Consider the following 20,989-nt stretch of genomic DNA (forward strand, 5'->3'; position numbering starts at 1 on the left):
ACGCGCGGTTGTGCGGTGCTCAGGGCGATAAAACGCCAGATGTATTTATTCAGGTCGTGCGAGTCCCGCCCTTGCGGGTGTGTGGTATGATTTCTCATAGCTACCTCGATACGCTTTCTATCGTTGGTGGTTAGAAGCCCGGTTAGTGTTCCCGCACTGCCGGGCTTCGCTGTATTTAATGGTTGCGTATTTTTAATGTGGTACGTACCATTTGATTTCAGTTTATAACGATGGTACGTACCAATGCAAGAAGAAAATGTGAAACCAAAATTTGATCGCTCCGGCAGCACAAAGAAAAACATCCGCTTCGAAGACACATTGTTGCAACAAATTAACGAAGTTGCAGGGCCTGGTAATTTCAGCTCATGGGTAAAAAATGCTTGTCGTGATAAGCTACGCAAAGAAGGCATAGAACCCAAAGGCTGACAGCTAACCAGCAAGCCAGCACACTGATCACATTGCCCACCAGCCGCAAATGTGGCATTGTTGGTGATGCTTTTGTTTTCCCTTGTTCCCACTGGCGACCCTTTTGCGGTCGCCTTTGTTTTATGTGCCATCACTCCCCCCTTACACCGTCTGCGTTCTGCGAGTGGATGCAAGATAAGCATCGAGATCAGTGCGCATATACAGCACTTTGCGCCCCAGCTTATGAAAAGGGATTTTTACCTTGCCAGTACACGCCCAGTTAGCAAGAGTCTGGACACTTACCCCCAAATGCTCGGCAGCTTCTTTGCGGGTCATCTTTTCTAAATGCATGAGTATCACCGTATACTTCTGATTAAGAACAGGTATACGTTATTTAGCGATGGGGAAGTCTTGAAGACAGGAAAACCAGATACAAAATCGCATATCTGGTTTACATGGCTGAAATCTGGATTACAGAGGATAAAACTGGATTTATTCTTTGTCTCCAATAACTAACTTAAAATCCCTGTTTTTTTGCGGGGATTTTGGATTCATCCCCGACTCCTTAAGCCATCTCTCTATAGTCCCAACTACAGGGACATCATTCCATTTATTGCGTAAGTGCGCGTATATCTCTGCGGATAGCCCGGGTAAACTGGCATTAGGGTATTTTTTCCAAGTGTTACAAGCTATAGATAACGCTGTTGATTTATGCCTGTTTGTTTTTCCTTTCTTTGCTTTACTACGGTCTTCACTGATAATTTTCTTTACATTAGCTATATCACGTACTGATTTTAATAAATTCTCCGACACTAAAATCGCATATCTTTCACGTAACTGATCTGCAAGTCTGTTGAAACCAAGAACTTCAAATATAATGGCAGCTTTCAAAATATCATTGAATTCTGAATATGCACTATTAAATTTTTTATCAAAATCATCTCCATATCCGGCACATACAGAAATATTAACCTTTAAATCCTTATTTTCTATCTCTGACGATAATGATAATCTCTCCTCCAGAGACATTTTAGATGGTGTGATATTTGCCATATCGCATATCGTTTTTTTTACAAAAGAAGACGCCAGTTCATCTCTAATATAATCTGCAATAGTATTCATATCCTTCGCATCATTATGGTCAAATTCTATTGCAGCAATGATTTTATTTTCTGACATTCAAACCACCATTTGAATTAACGATACTAAATAGTAATGCGCGTTTCTCACTGTCACTCATACTCTCCAGTGCGGAAAGCAATTGCGCATCGATAGATTTTTTACTCTCCACCAGCCCGGCATGTTCCAGAATTGCCCGTTCTATCCGTGACGCTGGCTCCAGCAGTTCATCAGCACCAAAATGTAAATACCCCTGCGTTACGTCAGCACTTCGCATAGTACGGTGATTCATCAGGCGCTTGAGGATGTAATTGCCCACGCCCACCAGTTCGGCAACCGTTCCGAACGTCCGGCGTGCATCGTGCCATTTGAATGGTACAGGGGAGAGCATTTCATCGTTCGACTCTGGAACAGTAGCCGCGCTTATCCGGTCTATGATGTGCCGTGTTTCCTGAATCACTCCCTTCACACCAGGAAACACCAGAACATCATCAGCGTTTTTTATTTTCAGTCGGCGGTGGAACATTTCCCGCAACGTATCAGTAATCGGTAATTCGAGCGGATCCCCGTTTTTCGTGGTGTCTATCCAGAAAAAACGACCGCCCATATTCACGCGATCCCACGTAAGGCCAAAAATTTCTGATTTCCTCAGTCCGGTAAAAAGCGCCATTTCCACGGCATCGCATACCGTCACCGCTATATCATCCCTTTCCTGTTCGCCCTGGTCGCGCACAGCAGCTACAGCAGCAAACCAGCGGGGAAAATCATGCAGGCGGATACGTTCCGTTTTTCTTACCGTTCCGTGCCACTGGCGCTTGGTGCTCAGTACCAGAGTCGGCGGATCCGGTAAAAGAGTATTACCCGCATCATCACGGTAATGATCATGCGCAAACCGACACACAGCACGTAGCGCACGCGCCCATAAATCGGCCTGTGCCTTGCTTCCTGTACCAACCCCAGCCCGTAACGTGGTTTTATCAGCACCGAACCATACAGCCCCATCAGTGATGGCCTTATGCCGTTGTTCCACCCGTTCGCGGGAAATACTGGCGAGGGTATGGGCCATCCAGTCACCGGAATAATTCTGTAATATGCTGCGGTACTGTTTTTCTGTGGCGGGTTTCAGGCGGTGGCCACGATTTTTTACGTAGGCGTCAATCGCCTTACTCAGCGTTATCATGGCCTTGTTGTTAGTGCGCTTTGCTATGTTCGGATTTATCCCCGTTGTGGCGACTTCGCCAAGGAGTTCCATAGCTTTAGCCCTGGCATTATCCACGCTCAGATCAGGAAAACGCCCCAGCGTTGCACGAATAAATTTTCCGTTACGCTTACGGGAAATGCAGAAACTTTTCACACCAGACGAACCTACACGGACACGCAGCCCGTTAACCTCCGTATCACCATATTCGGCCTGTCCATGTTCCGGCGTTGGCAGTTCTGCAATTTTTACTTTAGAGAATCTGAATAATTTCACTCATACACCCCACCAAGCGATCTGGTATCCTAGAAAATCGCTTGTTCTGCTCCAGGATACCTATAGGATACCGTAAAGAAGTATTTTGGGGTATATACAGGTATTTATACAGTAGTTTTAAAAAATACTAAGGTATTGAAAAGTATCGCTAATTATCTGTAAGTAAAGGGTTATCAACCAACTCATAATCGCTTGGTCGCTGGTTCAAGTCCAGCAGGGGCCACCAGATACAGCAAAGGCTGGCGAGAAATCGTCAGCCTTTTTTCATATATCAATTACTTTGCGTGCCAGTAAGCCGCTGCGCGTACCCGTTGTGGGTCATATTGTTCCGCTTCAAAGCGGCGGCTTAAATTCTTAACCACCTTGCCTTCGCCGGTTATCCAGATGAAATAATCATCGGCAGGAATTTCCAGCTGCGCCAGACGCGCGTCCACCGCCTGCTCATCATGCGCCAGCCACTCGATGTTAAAACCGTCAAGGTGCGCGAGATAATCCTGACAGGCGTTATCCCACACGCTGACCAGCGCGGTAACTTGCGGTTTAACGGCAAGTTTGCTCAACGTTTCCAGGCGGCGGCGCAGTGCGGGCATTCCGGACTCATCGCAGACATATACCTGATACGCGTAATCTTCCGGCACCACCAGCGAACCACGCGGTCCGGCTACTGTGAGTTTATCGCCCGGTTGCGCCTGCATCGCCCAGCCGCTGGCGACACCGCCGTCGTGAATAAAAAAATCGATCGCCAGTTCATGGCGCTGCTCATCATACAGTGGTGTATAGTCGCGCGACGGCGGGCGTGGCCCTTCCGGCCAGACGATACCCTCTTCAGTTACCGTTGGCGGTACAAAGTGAGCGTCAGGTTGAGGAAAGAAGAGTTTGCTGTGATCGTCAAAGCCGCGCGACGTAAAACCGTCCAGCGCCTCGCCGCCGAGGACAATGCGCTGAAAACTGGCGCTGATGCGCTCAACGCGTAACACGGTCAGTTCACGGAAGCGCAGATCATTGCGAACGCGCTGTGGGTAGCGGGAAGAGTTATTCATTGTTATCGCCTTCGTGATGGTAATCAGATATATCTAAACAAAATTCGCAAATGATAATGATTGTTAATCATGATAAATGCAAGCAATTTGTAGAACTGATATATCTGAAGTATGTGAAGTCATTCAGCACCGTAGCAAGGCTGCCGGATGCGGCGTGAACGCCTTATCCGGCCTACATGTTGAGTACATTTGCGTTTAAAAATCATTTTTGTACTTGCAGCAACTCACATATCAGATATAAATTAGATATATCTAATTAAGCAAAAGGAGGCTGATATGAGCCATCATCACGAAGGGTGTTGTAAACATGAAGGCCAGCCACGCCATGAAGGCTGCTGCAAAGGTGAGAAGTCAGAACACGAGCACTGCGGGCACGGTCACCAGCATGAACACGGTCAATGCTGCGGTGGTCGCCACGGTCGCGGCGGCGGTCGTCGGCAGCGTTTCTTTGGCCACGGTGAGTTGCGCCTGGTGATTCTGGATATTCTCTCGCGCGATGACAGCCACGGTTATGAGTTGATTAAAGCGATTGAGAATCTGACCCAGGGGAATTACACCCCAAGCCCGGGCGTCATCTACCCGACACTGGATTTTCTCCAGGAGCAGTCGCTAATTACCATCCGCGAAGAGGAAGGCGGCAAGAAGCAGATTGCGCTGACCGAACAGGGCGCACAGTGGCTGGAAGAAAACCGCGAACAAGTGGAGATGATTGAGGAACGCATCAAAGCGCGTTGCGTTGGTGCGGCGCTGCGCCAGAACCCGCAACTGAAGCGGGCGCTGGATAATTTTAAAGCGGTGCTGGACTTACGCGTCAACCAGAGCGATATCACCGACGCACAGATAAAAAAGATCATTGCGGTGATCGACCGCGCCGCTTTTGATATTACGCAACTGGATTAATCACCGATTGCCGGATGCGGTGTACACACCTTATCCGCCTACCCACCCGTAGGCCTGATAAGATGCGCCAGCATCGCATCAGGCATTGTGTACCAACCACCGAATGCGGCACACCGATTAATGCAGCACCGTAACCGCGTCTTCCAGTCGGCTGGCGCGGTGTTTTACCATCGCCGACACCTGCGCACTCTCTTCCACCAGCTCGGCGTTTTTCTGGGTGATCAGGTTAAGCTCATCTACCGCACGGGTCAGGCTGGAAAGCCCATCAGCCTGTTCCAGCGTTGAATGGCTAATCTGAGCAATTAACTGCGTGACGTTTTTTACCTGCACCACAATATCGTCCATCGTCCGTCCGGCGGCGTGTACCTGTTGCGAACCGGATTGCACCTTATCTGCACTGGCATCAATCAGCTTGCGAATATCGTTGGCAGCATTGGCACTGCGGCTGGCTAAATGACGCACCTCCCCCGCAACCACCGCGAAACCTTTGCCTTGTTCTCCGGCGCGCGCCGCTTCCACCGCTGCATTCAGAGCGAGGATATTGGTCTGAAACGCAATATCGTTAATCAGCGAAGTAATGGTGCCAATGCGCTGGGTACTATCGGCGATATCGTCCATCGTTTTGATCACCGTGGTCATCGCTTCCCCGCCCTGCACCGCCGCATTACTGGCGGTGATAGAAAGTTTATCGGCAGCCGACGCCGTGGCAGAGTTCTGTTTTACCGACGCTGCCAACTGGTTCATGGTCGCCACCGTTTGCTGAACGTTATCTACCGTCTGCTGAGTATGCTCATTCAGTTCATCTGTGCCTTTCGCCAGCGTCTCGCTGCCGTTTCTGACGCTGGAAACCTGGCTTGAGACATCATTAATCAACCAGCGACACATTAACCCAAGCTGTCCTACCGCTCGCAATGTCAGCCCCAGCTCATCGCTGCGATTCAAATGCTCAACACTATTACGTTCTCCGGTCGCCACCTTCAGTGCCTGACGGGCAACATTTTCTATCGGGCGCACAATCTGCCATTCAAAACAGACACTTGCCAGCAACATCACTAACGCACAGAGGAAATACGTCACCACCGGGGCAGCAACAAACCAGAGCATGGCCGCCAGCACGATAAACATCAGCGCCATCACTCCACGCGCCCGCCAGCGAAGCGGCAATGAAGGCATTTTTCCCAGCCAGCCTTTACGCACCACCAGACCTTTATGAATACGCTTATTTGTACGTCCGGCATTCAGCGCCTTATACAGCGGCTCTACCGCTGCGATCTCGCCATCCGTCGCCCGCGTGCGAATCGACATATAACCACTGATTTTGCCCTCACGCACCATCGGCACCACATTCGCCCGCACCCAATAATGATCGCCATTTTTGTGCCGATTTTTCACAATACCACTCCAGGGTTCCCCCTGCTTCAGGGTGTACCACATATCAGCAAAGGCCGCTTTCGGCATATCCGGATGGCGCACCATGTTATGCGGCTGTCCCTGTAACTCTTGCAAGGTATAGCCGCTAACCTGCACAAAAGTGTCATTAGCATGTGTGATATAGCTTTGTAGATTGGTAGTAGACATCAGAGTGGTATCGTCAGCCAGCGGGATATTTTGCTGGGTGACATACGAATGAGAAGACATAATCGCGTCCTGTGCAGGTTATATTGTTGTTAACTTCTTGTCAGAAGTTATGTCGGCTCCGGTGCGGTTATCTTTAGTGGTTTAATTTGATTTAGATCGCAATTTTCGATTAAAGCACAAAATCTAATTCCTTGATTTAAAATACTTTCATTTGGGTACTATCCCGGCACGTTTATTATATTGCCCAACAATCAGGCAATTATTGCCCTGGCATGGTGCCTTTCCCCCTGGATAACAGGAGGTGCACCCGATAAAAATCGTGCAAAATAACAACAATGGTTAACAATTAGAATTAAATGTTGCACAAATGATAACGCAATTTGTGTTTATCCCGATTTTCGCGATCGCAACCGGAGTGGCGCAATCCCTGCAATACTTAAATCGGTATCATGTGATACGCGAGCCTCCGGAGCATATTTTGAACAGGTTACCTTCGAGCGCATCGGCTTTAGCGTGCAGCGCCCACGCCCTGAATCTCATAGAGAAGCGAACGCTGGATCATGAGGAGATGAAAGCACTTAACCGCGAGGTGATTGAATACTTCAAAGAGCATGTCAATCCGGGGTTTTTAGAGTATCGCAAATCTGTTACCGCCGGCGGGGATTACGGAGCCGTAGAGTGGCAAGCGGGAGGTTTAAATACGCTTGTCGACACCCAGGGACAGGAGTTTATCGACTGCCTGGGAGGTTTTGGAATTTTCAACGTGGGGCACCGTAATCCAGTTGTGGTTTCCGCCGTACAGAATCAACTTGCGAAACAACCGCTGCACAGCCAGGAGCTGCTCGACCCATTACGGGCGATGCTGGCGAAAACCCTTGCTGCGCTAACGCCCGGTAAACTGAAATACAGCTTCTTTTGTAATAGCGGCACCGAGTCCGTTGAAGCGGCGCTGAAACTGGCGAAGGCTTATCAGTCACCGCGCGGCAAGTTTACTTTTATCGCCACCAGCGGCGCGTTCCACGGTAAATCGCTTGGCGCACTGTCAGCCACGGCGAAATCAACCTTCCGCAAACCGTTTATGCCACTGCTGCCGGGCTTCCGTCATGTACCGTTTGGCAATATCGAAGCCATGCGCACGGCTCTTAGCGAGTGCAAAAAAACCGGTGATGATGTGGCTGCGGTGATCCTTGAGCCGATTCAGGGCGAAGGTGGCGTCATTCTGCCGCCGCCGGGCTATCTCACCGCCGTGCGTAAGCTGTGCGATGAGTTCGGCGCACTAATGATCCTCGATGAAGTGCAAACGGGCATGGGGCGCACGGGCAAGATGTTCGCCTGCGAGCATGAGAACGTACAGCCGGACATCCTGTGTCTGGCGAAAGCCCTCGGCGGCGGCGTGATGCCAATTGGCGCAACTATTGCTACCGAAGAGGTGTTCTCAGTCCTGTTCGACAACCCGTTCCTGCATACCACCACCTTTGGCGGCAACCCGCTGGCCTGTGCGGCGGCGCTGGCGACCATCAATGTGTTGCTGGAGCAGAACTTACCGGCTCAGGCTGAACAAAAAGGCGATATGTTGCTGGACGGTTTCCGTCAACTGGCGCGGGAATATCCCGATCTGGTACAGGAAGCACGTGGTAAAGGGATGTTGATGGCGATTGAGTTTGTTGATAACGAAATCGGCTACAACTTTGCCAGCGAGATGTTCCGCCAGCGTGTGCTGGTCGCCGGCACGCTCAATAACGCCAAAACGATCCGCATTGAACCGCCACTGACGCTGACCATTGAACAGTGCGAACTGGTGATCAAAGCGGCGCGTAAGGCGCTGGCGGCCATGCGAGTAAGTGTCGAAGAAGCGTAGTATCAAATCGGATGGCGATACGACGTCGCCATCCGATCTTTTTATACGATACGCACGCCCGCAGGCATCATCCGTTCCGGCGTTAACAGTACGCTTTCACTGCCGTCATCGGTTTCCGCACACAACAACATGCATTCCGACGTTTCACCGCGCATTTTCGCTTTTTGCAGATTGCATAAGACCACCACCGTTTTTCCCATCAGCTCTTCTTCGCTGTAGTACGGCACCAGGCTGGTCACGGTTTGCAGCGTTTTTTCCCCCACATCAACCTGTACGATGTACAGCTTGTCGGCGTTTTCATGGCGTTTCACTTCCACAATCTTTCCGACGCGCATTTCCAGACGTGCAAAATCAGCGTAAGCCACGGTTTCCATTGTTCCCTCCTTCAAATAAAATTTTACTAAACTATAGCAAAAGTTTTTCTCAATCCTGTAGGCTAAAAATGGAGAATGCAGGCGTGATCACATTCGTAAGCCGCTGTGTTACCGTTACAGCGTCAAAGAAACGCGCTTTATTTACTGAAAACAGGTGACCCGATAAGCACTTCCTCTACAATGGGGGCGCACATCAGGGAAAGTAAAAAAGGTAAACATGGCAACACTAAAAGACATCGCAATCGAAGCTGGCGTATCCCTGGCGACAGTATCCAGGGTCTTAAATGACGATCCGACGTTGAATGTGAAAGAAGAGACGAAACATCGCATTCTCGAGATCGCCGAAAAGCTGGAGTACAAGACCAGTAGCGCCCGAAAACTACAGACAGGCGCAGTCAACCAACACCATATTCTGGCTATCTACAGCTACCAACAGGAGCTGGAGATCAACGATCCTTACTATCTGGCGATCCGCCACGGCATTGAAACCCAGTGCGAAAAGCTGGCGATCGAACTGACCAACTGTTATGAACACAACGGCTTGCCGGACATTAAAAACGTCACCGGCATTTTGATTGTCGGCAAACCCACGCCTGCCCTGCGCGCCGCCGCCAGCGCATTGACCGACAATATCTGTTTTATCGACTTTCACGAACCCGGCAGCGGTTACGATGCGGTGGATATCGATCTGGCACGCATCAGTAAGGAAATCATCGACTTCTACATCGATCAGGGCGTTAATCGTATTGGTTTTATTGGCGGCGAAGATGAGCCTGGCAAGGCGGATATTCGTGAGGTCGCCTTTGCGGAATATGGCCGACTGAAGCAAGTGGTACGCGAAGAGGACATCTGGCGCGGCGGTTTTTCCAGTTCGTCGGGCTATGAACTGGCAAAGCAAATGCTGGCGCGGGAAGACTACCCGAAGGCGTTGTTTGTCGCTTCTGATTCCATTGCTATCGGCGTACTGCGGGCAATTCATGAACGCGGCCTGAACATCCCGCAGGATATTTCGCTTATCAGCGTCAACGACATCCCCACCGCGCGATTTACCTTTCCGCCGCTCTCAACCGTGCGCATCCATTCCGAAATGATGGGAAGCCAGGGCGTTAACCTGTTGTATGAAAAGGCTCGCGATGGTCGCGCGCTGCCGCTGTTAGTGTTCGTTCCCAGCAAATTAAAACTGCGCGGCACCACCCGCTAAATCCCCTTACACACTGTCCGGCAATCGTTTTTGCCGGACAGTGCTGCCGTTTATTTTCGTGATCCAGTTAAAGTAAATGCATTTACCCGCTACTTTTTAGTAAAAATTTTACTAAACTCCCCAGCAATTACACAAACTACCATCACCACGAATGGTTCCGATTTCTCTCTACCGGGAGGCCCTATGAATCGCTGGGAAAACATTCAGCTCACCCACGAAAACCGACTTGCGCCGCGTGCGTACTTTTTTTCATATGATTCTGTTACGCAGGCGCGTACCTTTGCCCGCGAAACCAGCAGCCTGTTTCTGCCCTTAAGCGGTCAGTGGAATTTCCATTTTTTTGACCATCCGTTGCAAGTGCCAGAAGTCTTCACTTCCGAGTTAATGACTGACTGGGGGCACATCACCGTCCCCGCCATGTGGCAAATGGAAGGCCACGGCAAACTGCAATATACCGACGAAGGTTTTCCGTTCCCCATCGATGTGCCATTTGTCCCCAGCGATAACCCAACCGGTGCCTATCAACGTATTTTCACCCTCAGCGACGGATGGCAGGGCAAGCAGACACTGATTAAATTTGACGGCGTCGAAACCTATTTTGAAGTTTACGTTAACGGTCAGTATGTGGGTTTCAGCAAGGGCAGTCGCCTGACCGCAGAGTTTGACATCAGTGCGATGGTTAAAACCGGCGACAACCTGTTATGTGTGCGCGTGATGCAGTGGGCGGACTCCACCTACGTGGAAGACCAGGATATGTGGTGGTCAGCGGGGATCTTCCGCGATGTTTATCTGATCGGTAAACAACTAACGCATATTAACGATTTCACCGTGCGCACCGACTTTGACGAAGCCTATTGCGATGCCACGCTCTCCTGCGAAGTGGTGCTGGAAAACCTCGCCGCCTCCCCTGTCGTAACGACGCTGGAATATACCCTGTTCGACGGCGAACGCGTGGTGCACAGCAGCGCCATTCCTCATCTGGCTATTGAAAAACTGACCAGCGCCAGCTTTGCTTTTACTGTCGAACAGCCGCAGCAATGGTCGGCAGAATCGCCTTATCTTTACCATCTGGTCATGACGCTGAAAGACGCCGACGGCAACATTCTGGAAGTGGTGCCACAACGCGTCGGCTTCCGTGATATCAAAGTGCGCGACGGTCTGTTCTGGATCAATAACCGTTATGTGATGCTGCACGGCGTCAATCGTCACGACAACGATCATCGCAAAGGCCGCGCCGTTGGGATGGATCGCGTCGAGAAAGATCTTCAGTTGATGAAACAGCACAACATCAACTCCGTGCGTACCGCTCACTACCCGAACGATCCGCGTTTTTACGAACTGTGTGATATTTATGGCCTGTTTGTAATGGCGGAAACCGACGTCGAATCGCACGGCTTTGCTAACGTCGGCGATATCAGCCGCATTACTGACGATCCGCAGTGGGAAAAGGTCTACGTCGAGCGCATCGTTCGCCATATTCACGCGCAGAAAAACCATCCGTCGATCATCATCTGGTCGCTGGGCAACGAGTCCGGCTATGGCTGTAATATCCGCGCGATGTACCACGCGGCGAAGGCGCTCGATGACACGCGTCTCGTGCATTACGAAGAAGATCGCGATGCTGAAGTGGTCGATATTATTTCCACCATGTACACCCGCGTGCCGCTGATGAATGAGTTTGGTGAATACCCGCATCCGAAGCCGCGTATCATCTGCGAATACGCTCATGCGATGGGGAACGGACCGGGCGGGCTAACGGAATACCAGAACGTCTTCTATAAGCACGATTGCATTCAGGGACATTATGTCTGGGAATGGTGCGACCACGGGATCCAGGCGCAGGATGACAACGGCAACGTCTGGTATAAATTCGGCGGCGATTACGGCGACTATCCCAACAACTATAACTTCTGTCTTGATGGTTTGATCTACTCCGATCAAACGCCGGGACCTGGTCTGAAAGAGTACAAACAGGTTATTGCGCCGGTAAAAATCCACGCGCTGGATCTGACTCGCGGCGAGCTGAAAGTCGAAAATAAACTGTGGTTTACCACGCTTGATGACTACACCCTGCACGCAGAGGTGCGCGCCGAAGGTGAAACTCTCGCAACGCAGCAGATTAAGCTGCGCGACGTTGCACCAAACAGCGAAGCGCCATTGCACATTACGCTGCCACAGCTGGACGCCCGCGAAGCGTTCCTCAACATTACGGTGAGCAAAGATTCCCGCACCCGCTATAGCGACGCCGGGCACCCTATCGCCACTTATCAGTTCCCGCTGAAGGAAAACACCACACAGCCGGTTCCTTTCGCGCCGAATAATGCTCGTCCGCTGACGCTGGAAGACGAACGTTTGAGCTGCACCGTTCGCGGCTACAACTTCGCGATCACCTTCTCAAAAATGAGTGGCAAACCGACATCCTGGCAGGTGAATGGCGAGTCGCTGCTGACCCGCGAGCCAAAGATCAACTTCTTCAAGCCGATGATCGACAACCACAAGCAGGAGTACGAAGGGCTGTGGCAGCCGAATCATTTGCAGATCATGCAGGAACATCTGCGCGACTTTGCCGTTGAGCAAAGTGATGGCGAAGTGTTGATCATCAGCCGCACGGTTATTGCCCCGCCGGTGTTTGACTTCGGGATGCGCTGCACCTACATCTGGCGCATCGCTGCCGATGGCCAGGTTAACGTGGCGCTTTCCGGCGAGCGTTACGGCGACTATCCGCACATCATTCCATGCATCGGTTTCACCATGGGGATTAACGGCGAATACGACCAGGTGGCGTATTACGGACGCGGACCAGGCGAAAACTACGCCGACAGCCAGCAGGCTAACATCATCGATATCTGGCGCAGTAACGTCGATGCCATGTTCGAGAACTATCCCTTCCCGCAGAACAACGGCAACCGTCAGCATGTCCGCTGGACGGCACTGACTAACCGCCACGGCAACGGCCTGCTGGTGGTTCCGCAGCGCCCAATTAACTTCAGCGCCTGGCACTACACCCAGGAGAACATCCACGCCGCGCAACACTGCAACGAACTTCAGCGCAATGATGGCATCACCCTGAATCTTGACCACCAGCTGCTTGGCCTCGGCTCCAACTCCTGGGGCAGCGAGGTGCTGGACTCCTGGCGCGTCTGGTTCCGTGACTTCAGCTACGGCTTTACGTTGCTACCGGTTTCTGGCGGAGAAGCTACCGCGCAAAGCCTGGCGTCGTATGAGTTCGGCGCAGGGTTCTTTTCCACGAATTTGCACAGCGAGAATAAGCAATGAGGATCATCGATAACTTAGAACAGTTCCGCCAGATTTACGCCTCTGGCAAGAAGTGGCAACGCTGCGTTGAAGCGATTGAAAATATCGACAACATTCAGCCTGGCGTCGCCCACTCCATCGGTGATTCATTGACCTACCGTGTGGAAAATGACTCCGCGACCGATGCGTTATTTACCGGGCATCGTCGTTATTTTGAAGTGCATTACTACCTGCAAGGCCAGCAAAAGATTGAATATGCGCCGAAAGAGACATTACAGGTAGTGGAATATTATCGTGATGAAACTGACCGTGAATATTTAAAAGGCTGCGGAGAAACCGTCGAGGTTCACGAAGGGCAAATCGTTATTTGCGATATCCATGAAGCGTATCGGTTTATCTGCAATAACGCGGTCAAAAAAGTCGTTCTCAAAGTCACCATCGAAGATGGTTATTTCCATAACAAATAACAACTACGGCGGCAAAAGGAGTTTGCCGCCACCGCTACCCTACTCATTTTCGGAGATGTGTTATGTCTGATACCAAACGTAATACAATCGGCAAATTCGGCTTACTCTCGCTGACTTTTGCCGCCGTTTACAGCTTTAACAACGTTATCAATAATAATATTGAGCTTGGACTGGCCTCGGCGCCGATGTTTTTCCTCGCAACGATTTTTTATTTTATTCCCTTCTGTCTGATCATCGCAGAATTTGTCTCGTTAAATAAAAACTCGGAAGCTGGTGTCTACGCGTGGGTAAAAAGCTCGCTGGGCGGACGTTGGGCATTTATTACTGCCTATACCTACTGGTTCGTAAACCTGTTCTTTTTCACCTCGCTGTTGCCGCGCGTTATTGCTTACGCTTCATATGCCTTCCTCGGCTACGAATATATTATGACGCCGGTTGCTACCACCATTATCAGTATGGTGCTGTTCGCCTTCTCCACCTGGGTTTCTACCAACGGGGCGAAAATGCTGGGGCCAATTACCTCCGTCACTTCAACGCTGATGCTGCTGTTAACGCTCTCCTACATTTTACTGGCAGGTACGGCGCTGGTTGGCGGCGTACAGCCTGCCGATCCGATCACCGTTGACGCGATGATCCCGAACTTCAACTGGGCGTTCCTCGGCGTTACCACCTGGATCTTTATGGCCGCAGGCGGCGCGGAGTCCGTCGCGGTGTACGTTAACGACGTCAAAGGCGGTTCGAAATCGTTCGTTAAAGTGATCATCCTCGCCGGGATTTTCATTGGCGTACTGTATTCCGTCTCCTCGGTGCTGATTAACGTCTTCGTCAGCAGCAAAGAGTTGAAATTTACCGGCGGATCGGTGCAGGTATTCCACGGCATGGCGGCGTATTTTGGTCTGCCGGAAGCGTTAATGAATCGCTTTGTCGGTCTGGTGTCCTTTACCGCGATGTTCGGCTCCCTGTTGATGTGGACTGCAACGCCGGTGAAAATTTTCTTCTCCGAAATCCCGGAAGGCATCTTTGGTAAGAAAACCGTTGAACTGAACGAAAACGGCGTTCCGGCGCGCGCGGCGTGGCTCCAGTTCCTGATCGTCATCCCGCTGATGATTATCCCGATGCTCGGCTCCAATACCGTGCAGGATCTGATGAATACCATTATTAATATGACTGCCGCAGCGTCCATGCTTCCGCCGTTATTCATCATGCTGGCGTATCTGAATTTACGCGCCAAATTAGATCACCTGCCACGCGATTTCCGTATGGGTTCCCGTCGCACCGGTATTATTGTTGTTTCAATGCTGATTGCGATATTTGCCGTAGGGTTTGTCGCTTCAACATTCCCGACTGGCGCGAATATTCTGACCATCATTTTTTATAACGTCGGCGGTATTGTTATCTTCCTCGGCTTTGCGTGGTGGAAATACAGTAAATATATAAAGGGATTAACGGCTGAAGAACGTCATATTGAAGCGACGCCAGCCAATAATGTTGATTAAGCAGACTAATAAAAAATGAGCAGGCATTTTCCCTCTTCCTGGATGGGGTGAGGGAAAATAGTTTCTGCCTTAATATTTTTATAATTACAACGATAAAAGGCTGTATTTTTTCTTTAGCTCATGGATTAACACAATGAAATTAATCACTGCACCATGCAGAGCATTACTTGCTCTGCCGTTTTGCTACGCCTTTTCTGCGGCCGCTGATGAAGTACGTCCGGCAGAACATGACGACACAAAAACACCCGCCATTACCTCGACGTCTTCTCCTTCATTTCGTTTTTACGGCGAATTAGGGGTTGGTGGATATATGGATTTAGAGGGTGAGAATAAACATAAATACAGCGACGGCACTTATATTGAAGGCGGTCTGGAGATGAAATATGGCTCCTGGTTCGGCCTGATTTACGGCGAAGGCTGGACCGTGCAGGCCGACCACGACGGCAATGCCTGGGTGCCTGACCATAGCTGGGGTGGTTTTGAAGGTGGGATTAACCGTTTTTATGGCGGTTATCGCACCAACGATGGCACCGAAATCATGCTCAGTCTGCGCCAGGATTCCTCGCTGGATGACCTGCAATGGTGGGGCGATTTCACGCCCGATCTGGGCTACGTCATTCCCAATACCCGCGACATTATGACCGCGCTGAAGGTGCAGAACTTAACCGGCAACTTCCGCTATAGCGTCACCGCCACACCTGCCGGACATCATGACGAAAGCAAAGCCTGGCTACATTTTGGCAAGTACGATCGCTACGACGACAAATACACCTATCCGGCAATGATGAACGGTTACATCCAGTATGACCTTGCCGAAGGCATCACCTGGATGAACGGTCTGGAAATCACCGACGGCACTGGACAACTCTATCTCACGGGCCTGCTTACCCCTAACTTCGCTGCCCGCGCCTGGCACCATACCGGACGCGCCGACGGGCTGGACGTACCGGGAAGCGAAAGTGGGATGATGGTGAGCGCCATGTATGAAGCGTTAAAGGGCGTTTATCTCTCCACCGCTTACACCTACGCTAAACATCGCCCTGACCACGCTGACGATGAAACCACCTCTTTCATGCAGTTTGGTATCTGGTACGAATACGGCGGCGGACGTTTCGCAACGGCTTTTGATAGCCGCTTCTACATGAAAAATGCCTCTAACGATCCCAGCGACCAACTCTTCCTGATGCAATATTTTTACTGGTAATAAGGACTGTAATTTCATGAAAATCAAAACTATTTTAACGCCAGTAGCCTGTGCTCTGCTGATGAGCTTTTCCGCCCATGCCGCTAACGCCGACAATTATAAAAATGTGATTAACCGTACCGGCGCGCCGCAGTACATGAAGGATTACGACTACGACGATCACCAGCGTTTTAACCCGTTTTTTGATCTCGGTGCCTGGCATGGTCACTTGTTGCCAGACGGCCCGAACACCATGGGCGGTTTTCCGGGCGTTGCGCTGCTGACAGAAGAGTACATCAACTTTATGGCGACCAATTTCGACCGCCTGACCGTCTGGCAGGACGGCAAGAAAGTCGACTTCACGCTGGAGGCATACAGTATTCCCGGCGCGCTGGTGCAAAAACTGACAGCAAAAGATGTGCAGGTTGAAATGACCCTGCGCTTCGCCACGCCGCGCACGTCACTACTGGAAACTAAAATCACCAGCGATAAACCGCTGGATCTGGTGTGGGATGGCGAGCTGCTGGAAAAACTGGAAGCGAAAGAAGGGAAACCGCTTTCCGATAAAACCATTGCTGGCGAGTACCCTGATTATCAACGCAAAATCAGCGCCACCCGTGATGGCCTGAAAGTCACCTTTGGAAAAGTGCGCGCCACCTGGGATTTGCTGACTTCCGGCGAATCGGAATATCAGGTGCATAAATCCCTGCCAGTGCAGACTGAAATCAACGGCAATCGCTTTACCAGTAAGGCACATATCAACGGTTCGACGACGCTCTATACCACCTATTCCCACCTGCTGACCGCTCAGGAAGTTAGCAAAGAGCAGATGCAGATCCGCGATATTCTGGCGCGTCCGGCATTTTATCTCACCGCCTCACAGCAACGCTGGGAAGAGTATCTGAAGAAAGGGTTAACCAATCCGGATGCGACGCCGGAACAGACGCGCGTCGCGGTGAAAGCAATCGAGACGCTCAACGGTAACTGGCGCTCGCCTGGCGGTGCGGTGAAATACAACACCGTTACGCCGTCGGTAACCGGGCGCTGGTTCTCCGGCAATCAGACCTGGCCGTGGGATACCTGGAAGCAGGCATTTGCGATGGCGCATTTCAATCCGGATATCGCCAAAGAGAATATCCGCGCGGTCTTCTCCTGGCAGATCCAGCCCGGCGACACCGTGCGTCCGCAGGATGTGGGCTTTGTCCCCGACCTGATTGCGTGGAACCTTAGCCCCGAGCGTGGCGGTGATGGCGGCAACTGGAACGAACGTAACACCAAACCCAGCCTTGCCGCCTGGTCGGTGATGGAAGTGTACAACGTCACCCAGGATAAAGCCTGGCTGGCAGAGATGTACCCAAAACTGGTGGCCTATCACGACTGGTGGTTACGTAACCGCGATCACAACGGCAACGGCGTGCCGGAATATGGCGCGACCCGCGATAAAGCCCACAACACTGAGAACGGCGAGATGCTGTTTACGGTGAAAAAAGGCGACAAAGAAGAAACGCTGTCTGGATTGAACAACTACGCCCGCGTGGTGGAGAAAGGCCAGTACGACAGTCTGGAAATTCCGGCACAGGTTGCTGCGTCGTGGGAATCGGGGCGTGATGACGCCGCCGTCTTTGGTTTTATCGACAAAGAACAATTGGATAAATATGTCGCAAGCGGCGGCAAACGTAGCGACTGGACGGTGAAATTCGCCGAGAACCGCAGTCAGGACGGAACACTACTGGGCTACTCGTTGTTGCAGGAGTCGGTGGATCAGGCCAGCTATATGTACAGCGATAACCATTATCTGGCGGAGATGGCAACCATCCTCGGTAAGCCGGAAGAGGCCAAACGCTATCGCCAGTTGGCACAGCAGCTCGCGGACTACATCAACACCTGTATGTTCGACCCGACTACGCAGTTCTACTATGACGTGCGCATTGAAGATAAACCGCTGGCGAACGGCTGCGCAGGCAAACCGATTGTCGAGCGCGGTAAAGGGCCGGAAGGCTGGTCGCCGCTGTTTAACGGTGCGGCAACGCAGGCCAATGCCGACGCGGTGGTGAAGGTGATGCTGGACACTAAAGAGTTCAACACCTTTGTACCGCTGGGAACGGCGGCGTTAACCAACCCGGCTTTTGGTGCGGATATCTACTGGCGCGGGCGCGTATGGGTGGATCAGTTCTGGTTTGGTCTGAAAGGGATGGAGCGTTACGGTTATCGCGATGATGCCCTGAAACTGGCGGATACGTTCTTCCAGCACGCCAAAGGATTAACCGCCGATGGTCCGATTCAGGAGAATTACAATCCGCTGACCGGCGCGCAGCAAGGGGCACCCAATTTCTCCTGGAGTGCCGCGCATTTGTATATGTTGTATAACGATTTTTTCCGTAAGCAGTAATTTGCAACGGCTGGCGGATGCGGCGTAAACGCCTTATCCGCCCTGGTTGTACGCTCCCTCAGGTCGGATAAGGCGCGTCAAGCGTCGCATCCGGCGTTACCACCGGGCGTATTCTTTTTGAATCCCATCACAAACCCCGCATTCCCCTTTTCCCTTTTCCCCGGCGACGGCTAAATTAGAACTCATCCGACCACATAACAATTATTTTACATACTGGACAATTTTATGAGCTACCCGTCGCTGTTCGCCCCGCTTGATTTAGGCTTCACCACGTTAAAAAACCGTGTGCTGATGGGCTCAATGCACACCGGGCTGGAGGAATACCCGGACGGCGCTGAACGGCTGGCGGCATTTTATGCTGAACGTGCCCGTCACGGCGTGGCGCTGATTGTCAGCGGCGGCATTGCGCCAGATTTCACAGGCGTTGGCATGGAAGGCGGCGCAATGCTCAATGACGTCAGCCAGATCCCGCACCATCGCACCATTACTGAAGCGGTGCATCAGGAAGGCGGCAAAATTGCCCTACAAATTTTGCATACCGGACGCTACAGCTACCAGCCACATCTGGTGGCACCGTCCGCATTGCAGGCTCCCATCAACCGCTTCGTTCCCCATGAGTTAAGCCATGAAGAGATCCTGCAACTGATCGACAATTTCGCCCGCTGCGCGCAACTGGCGCGGGAGGCCGGATATGATGGCGTAGAGGTGATGGGTTCCGAAGGGTATTTGATCAACGAATTTCTTACCCTGCGCACCAACCAGCGTAGCGACCAGTGGGGCGGTGATTACCCTAACCGGATGCGGTTTGCCGTAGAGGTGGTGCGTGCGGTGCGTGAACGCGTCGGCAACGACTTCATCATTATCTACCGTCTGTCGATGCTCGACCTGGTAGAAGGCGGCGGGACTTTTGTCGAAACGGTACAACTGGCACAGGCCATCGAAGCGGCGGGCGCGACCATTATCAACACCGGCATTGGCTGGCATGAAGCGCGTATTCCGACCATCGCCACGCCCGTGCCGCGCGGCGCATTTAGCTGGGTCACGCGCAAACTGAAAGGTCACGTCTCGCTGCCGCTGGTGACCACCAACCGGATTAACGATCCGCAGGTTGCCGACGATATTCTCTCGCGCGGCGATGCCGATATGGTGTCGATGGCGCGACCATTTCTCGCCGATGCGGAGCTGCTGTCAAAAGCGCAATCAGGGCGAGCCGATGAGATCAACACCTGCATTGGCTGCAATCAGGCCTGCCTCGATCAGATCTTCGTTGGCAAAGTCACCTCGTGCCTGGTGAATCCTCGCGCCTGCCATGAAACCAAAATGCCAATCCTTCCCGCCGCGCAGAAAAAAAATCTGGCGGTGGTCGGTGCCGGTCCGGCGGGGCTGGCGTTTGCCATTAACGCGGCGGCGCGTGGTCATCAGGTAACGTTGTTTGATGCACATAGCGAGATTGGCGGGCAGTTTAATATCGCCAAACAGATCCCTGGCAAAGAGGAGTTTTACGAAACGCTGCGCTACTACCGGCGGATGATCGAAGTGACGGGCGTGACGCTCAAACTCAATCACACCGTGACGGCGGATCAGTTACAGGCGTTCGATGAAACGATCCTCGCCAGTGGGATCGTGCCGCGCATTCCGCCCATCGACGGGATCGATCATCCGAAGGTGTTGAGTTATCTCGATGTACTGCGCGACAAAGCGCCAGTGGGCAACAAAGTCGCCATTATCGGTTGTGGCGGGATTGGTTTTGATACGGCGATGTATCTCAGTCAGCCTGGCGAATCCACCAGCCAGAATATCGCCGGGTTCTGCACAGAATGGGGCATCGACAGCAGCCTGCAACAGGCTGGTGGCTTAAGCCCGCAGGGAATGCAGATCCCCCGTAGCCCACGGCAGATTGTGATGCTCCAACGCAAAGCCAGCAAACCAGGTCAGGGGCTGGGTAAAACCACAGGCTGGATCCATCGCACCACCCTGCTCTCGCGAGGCGTGAAAATGATCCCTGGCGTAAGTTATCAGAAGATCGACGATGACGGACTGCATGTGGTGATCAACGGTGAACCGCAGGTATTAGCCGTGGACAATGTGGTGATCTGCGCAGGGCAAGAGCCAAACCGCGCGCTGGCGCAACCGCTGATTGATAGCGGGAAAACCGTGCATTTGATTGGCGGCTGCGACGTGGCTATGGAGCTGGACGCACGCCGAGCGATTGCCCAGGGAACACGGCTTGCGCTGGAGATTTAAACCGTT

The 20,989-nt window shown here is 51.9% G+C and carries 16 protein-coding genes and 1 pseudogene; 10 read left to right on the forward strand and 7 right to left on the reverse strand.

The window, feature by feature from the left end; all coding sequences use genetic code 11:
- Positions 1–152 (reverse strand): annotated as a pseudogene (locus HEM79_RS23185) (host cell division inhibitor Icd-like protein); the annotation flags it as partial.
- A gap of 91 nt (positions 153–243) precedes the next feature.
- Here HEM79_RS23185 and HEM79_RS19005 point away from each other — a divergent pair.
- A complete protein-coding gene (locus HEM79_RS19005; RefSeq protein WP_001154805.1) occupies positions 244–426 on the forward strand; it encodes a YlcI/YnfO family protein in 183 nt (60 codons plus the stop codon).
- Between the two features lie 141 nt (positions 427–567).
- Here the strand turns inward: HEM79_RS19005 and HEM79_RS19010 are convergent, their stop codons facing one another.
- From HEM79_RS19010 to nfeF, 4 genes are all read right to left on the reverse strand, one after another.
- Positions 568–765, reverse strand: a complete 198-nt coding sequence (locus tag HEM79_RS19010) for a helix-turn-helix domain-containing protein (RefSeq protein WP_000602273.1) — start codon at positions 763–765, stop codon at positions 568–570.
- A gap of 132 nt (positions 766–897) precedes the next feature.
- A complete protein-coding gene (locus tag HEM79_RS19015; protein WP_016231469.1) occupies positions 898–1,584 on the reverse strand; it encodes a hypothetical protein in 687 nt (228 codons plus the stop codon).
- Positions 1,571–2,998 carry a tyrosine-type recombinase/integrase gene (locus HEM79_RS19020; protein ID WP_176241908.1) on the reverse strand — a complete coding sequence of 476 codons (1,428 nt, stop codon included), beginning with the start codon at positions 2,996–2,998 and terminating at the stop codon, positions 1,571–1,573. The genes HEM79_RS19015 and HEM79_RS19020 overlap by 14 nt, the downstream gene beginning before the upstream one ends.
- A gap of 275 nt (positions 2,999–3,273) precedes the next feature.
- Complete coding sequence (gene nfeF, locus HEM79_RS19025) at positions 3,274–4,038, reverse strand: NADPH-dependent ferric chelate reductase NfeF (RefSeq protein ID WP_176241907.1); 765 nt, start codon at positions 4,036–4,038, stop codon at positions 3,274–3,276.
- A gap of 276 nt (positions 4,039–4,314) precedes the next feature.
- Between nfeF and nfeR the strand changes: the two genes are divergently transcribed.
- Entirely contained in the window at positions 4,315–4,938 is a 624-nt protein-coding gene (gene nfeR, locus HEM79_RS19030; RefSeq protein ID WP_021551446.1) for a DNA-binding transcriptional regulator NfeR, read from the forward strand.
- 117 nt (positions 4,939–5,055) lie between these two features.
- Here nfeR and aer read toward each other — a convergent pair whose 3' ends face one another.
- The gene (gene aer / locus HEM79_RS19035; protein ID WP_176241906.1) at positions 5,056–6,576 is read right to left on the reverse strand and encodes an aerotaxis sensor receptor Aer; all 1,521 of its coding nucleotides are present in this window, start codon (positions 6,574–6,576) and stop codon (positions 5,056–5,058) included.
- A 418-nt stretch (positions 6,577–6,994) separates the two neighbouring features.
- On the opposite strand from aer, the gene ygjG reads away from it, so the two are divergent.
- Positions 6,995–8,374: a putrescine aminotransferase gene (gene ygjG, locus HEM79_RS19040; protein WP_001309772.1), complete on the forward strand. Its 1,380-nt coding sequence runs from the start codon at positions 6,995–6,997 to the stop codon at positions 8,372–8,374.
- 41 nt (positions 8,375–8,415) lie between these two features.
- On the opposite strand, the gene HEM79_RS19045 is transcribed toward ygjG, so the two are convergent.
- Positions 8,416–8,748, reverse strand: a complete 333-nt coding sequence (locus HEM79_RS19045) for a tRNA-binding protein (RefSeq protein WP_000450588.1) — start codon at positions 8,746–8,748, stop codon at positions 8,416–8,418.
- A 217-nt stretch (positions 8,749–8,965) separates the two neighbouring features.
- On the opposite strand from HEM79_RS19045, the gene ebgR reads away from it, so the two are divergent.
- The 7 genes from ebgR to fadH all read left to right on the forward strand — a co-directional run bounded on the left by ebgR (position 8,966) and on the right by fadH (position 20,983).
- Complete coding sequence (gene ebgR / locus HEM79_RS19050; protein ID WP_000212439.1) at positions 8,966–9,949, forward strand: transcriptional regulator EbgR; 984 nt, start codon at positions 8,966–8,968, stop codon at positions 9,947–9,949.
- A gap of 183 nt (positions 9,950–10,132) precedes the next feature.
- Positions 10,133–13,225, forward strand: coding sequence for a beta-galactosidase subunit alpha (gene ebgA / locus HEM79_RS19055; protein WP_176241905.1), 3,093 nt, complete (start codon positions 10,133–10,135; stop codon positions 13,223–13,225).
- Complete coding sequence (locus HEM79_RS19060) at positions 13,222–13,671, forward strand: beta-galactosidase subunit beta (RefSeq protein WP_001219943.1); 450 nt, start codon at positions 13,222–13,224, stop codon at positions 13,669–13,671. The genes ebgA and HEM79_RS19060 overlap by 4 nt, the downstream gene beginning before the upstream one ends.
- A gap of 62 nt (positions 13,672–13,733) precedes the next feature.
- On the forward strand, positions 13,734–15,167 hold the full coding sequence (locus tag HEM79_RS19065) for an amino acid permease (protein WP_105290053.1): 1,434 nt from the start codon (positions 13,734–13,736) through the stop codon (positions 15,165–15,167).
- Positions 15,168–15,300: 133 nt separating this feature from the next.
- Positions 15,301–16,371 (forward strand): protein YgjJ, encoded by a 1,071-nt coding sequence (gene ygjJ / locus HEM79_RS19070; protein ID WP_176241904.1) that lies wholly within the window; start codon positions 15,301–15,303, stop codon positions 16,369–16,371.
- 16 nt (positions 16,372–16,387) lie between these two features.
- Positions 16,388–18,739 (forward strand): alpha-glucosidase, encoded by a 2,352-nt coding sequence (ygjK, locus tag HEM79_RS19075; protein WP_176241903.1) that lies wholly within the window; start codon positions 16,388–16,390, stop codon positions 18,737–18,739.
- Between the two features lie 225 nt (positions 18,740–18,964).
- Positions 18,965–20,983 carry an NADPH-dependent 2,4-dienoyl-CoA reductase gene (fadH, locus tag HEM79_RS19080; RefSeq protein WP_176241902.1) on the forward strand — a complete coding sequence of 673 codons (2,019 nt, stop codon included), beginning with the start codon at positions 18,965–18,967 and terminating at the stop codon, positions 20,981–20,983.
- The last annotated feature ends 6 nt before the right edge of the window (positions 20,984–20,989 follow it).

Source organism: Escherichia sp. 93.0816 (assembly GCF_013368855.2).
Lineage (GTDB): Bacteria > Pseudomonadota > Gammaproteobacteria > Enterobacterales > Enterobacteriaceae > Escherichia > Escherichia ruysiae.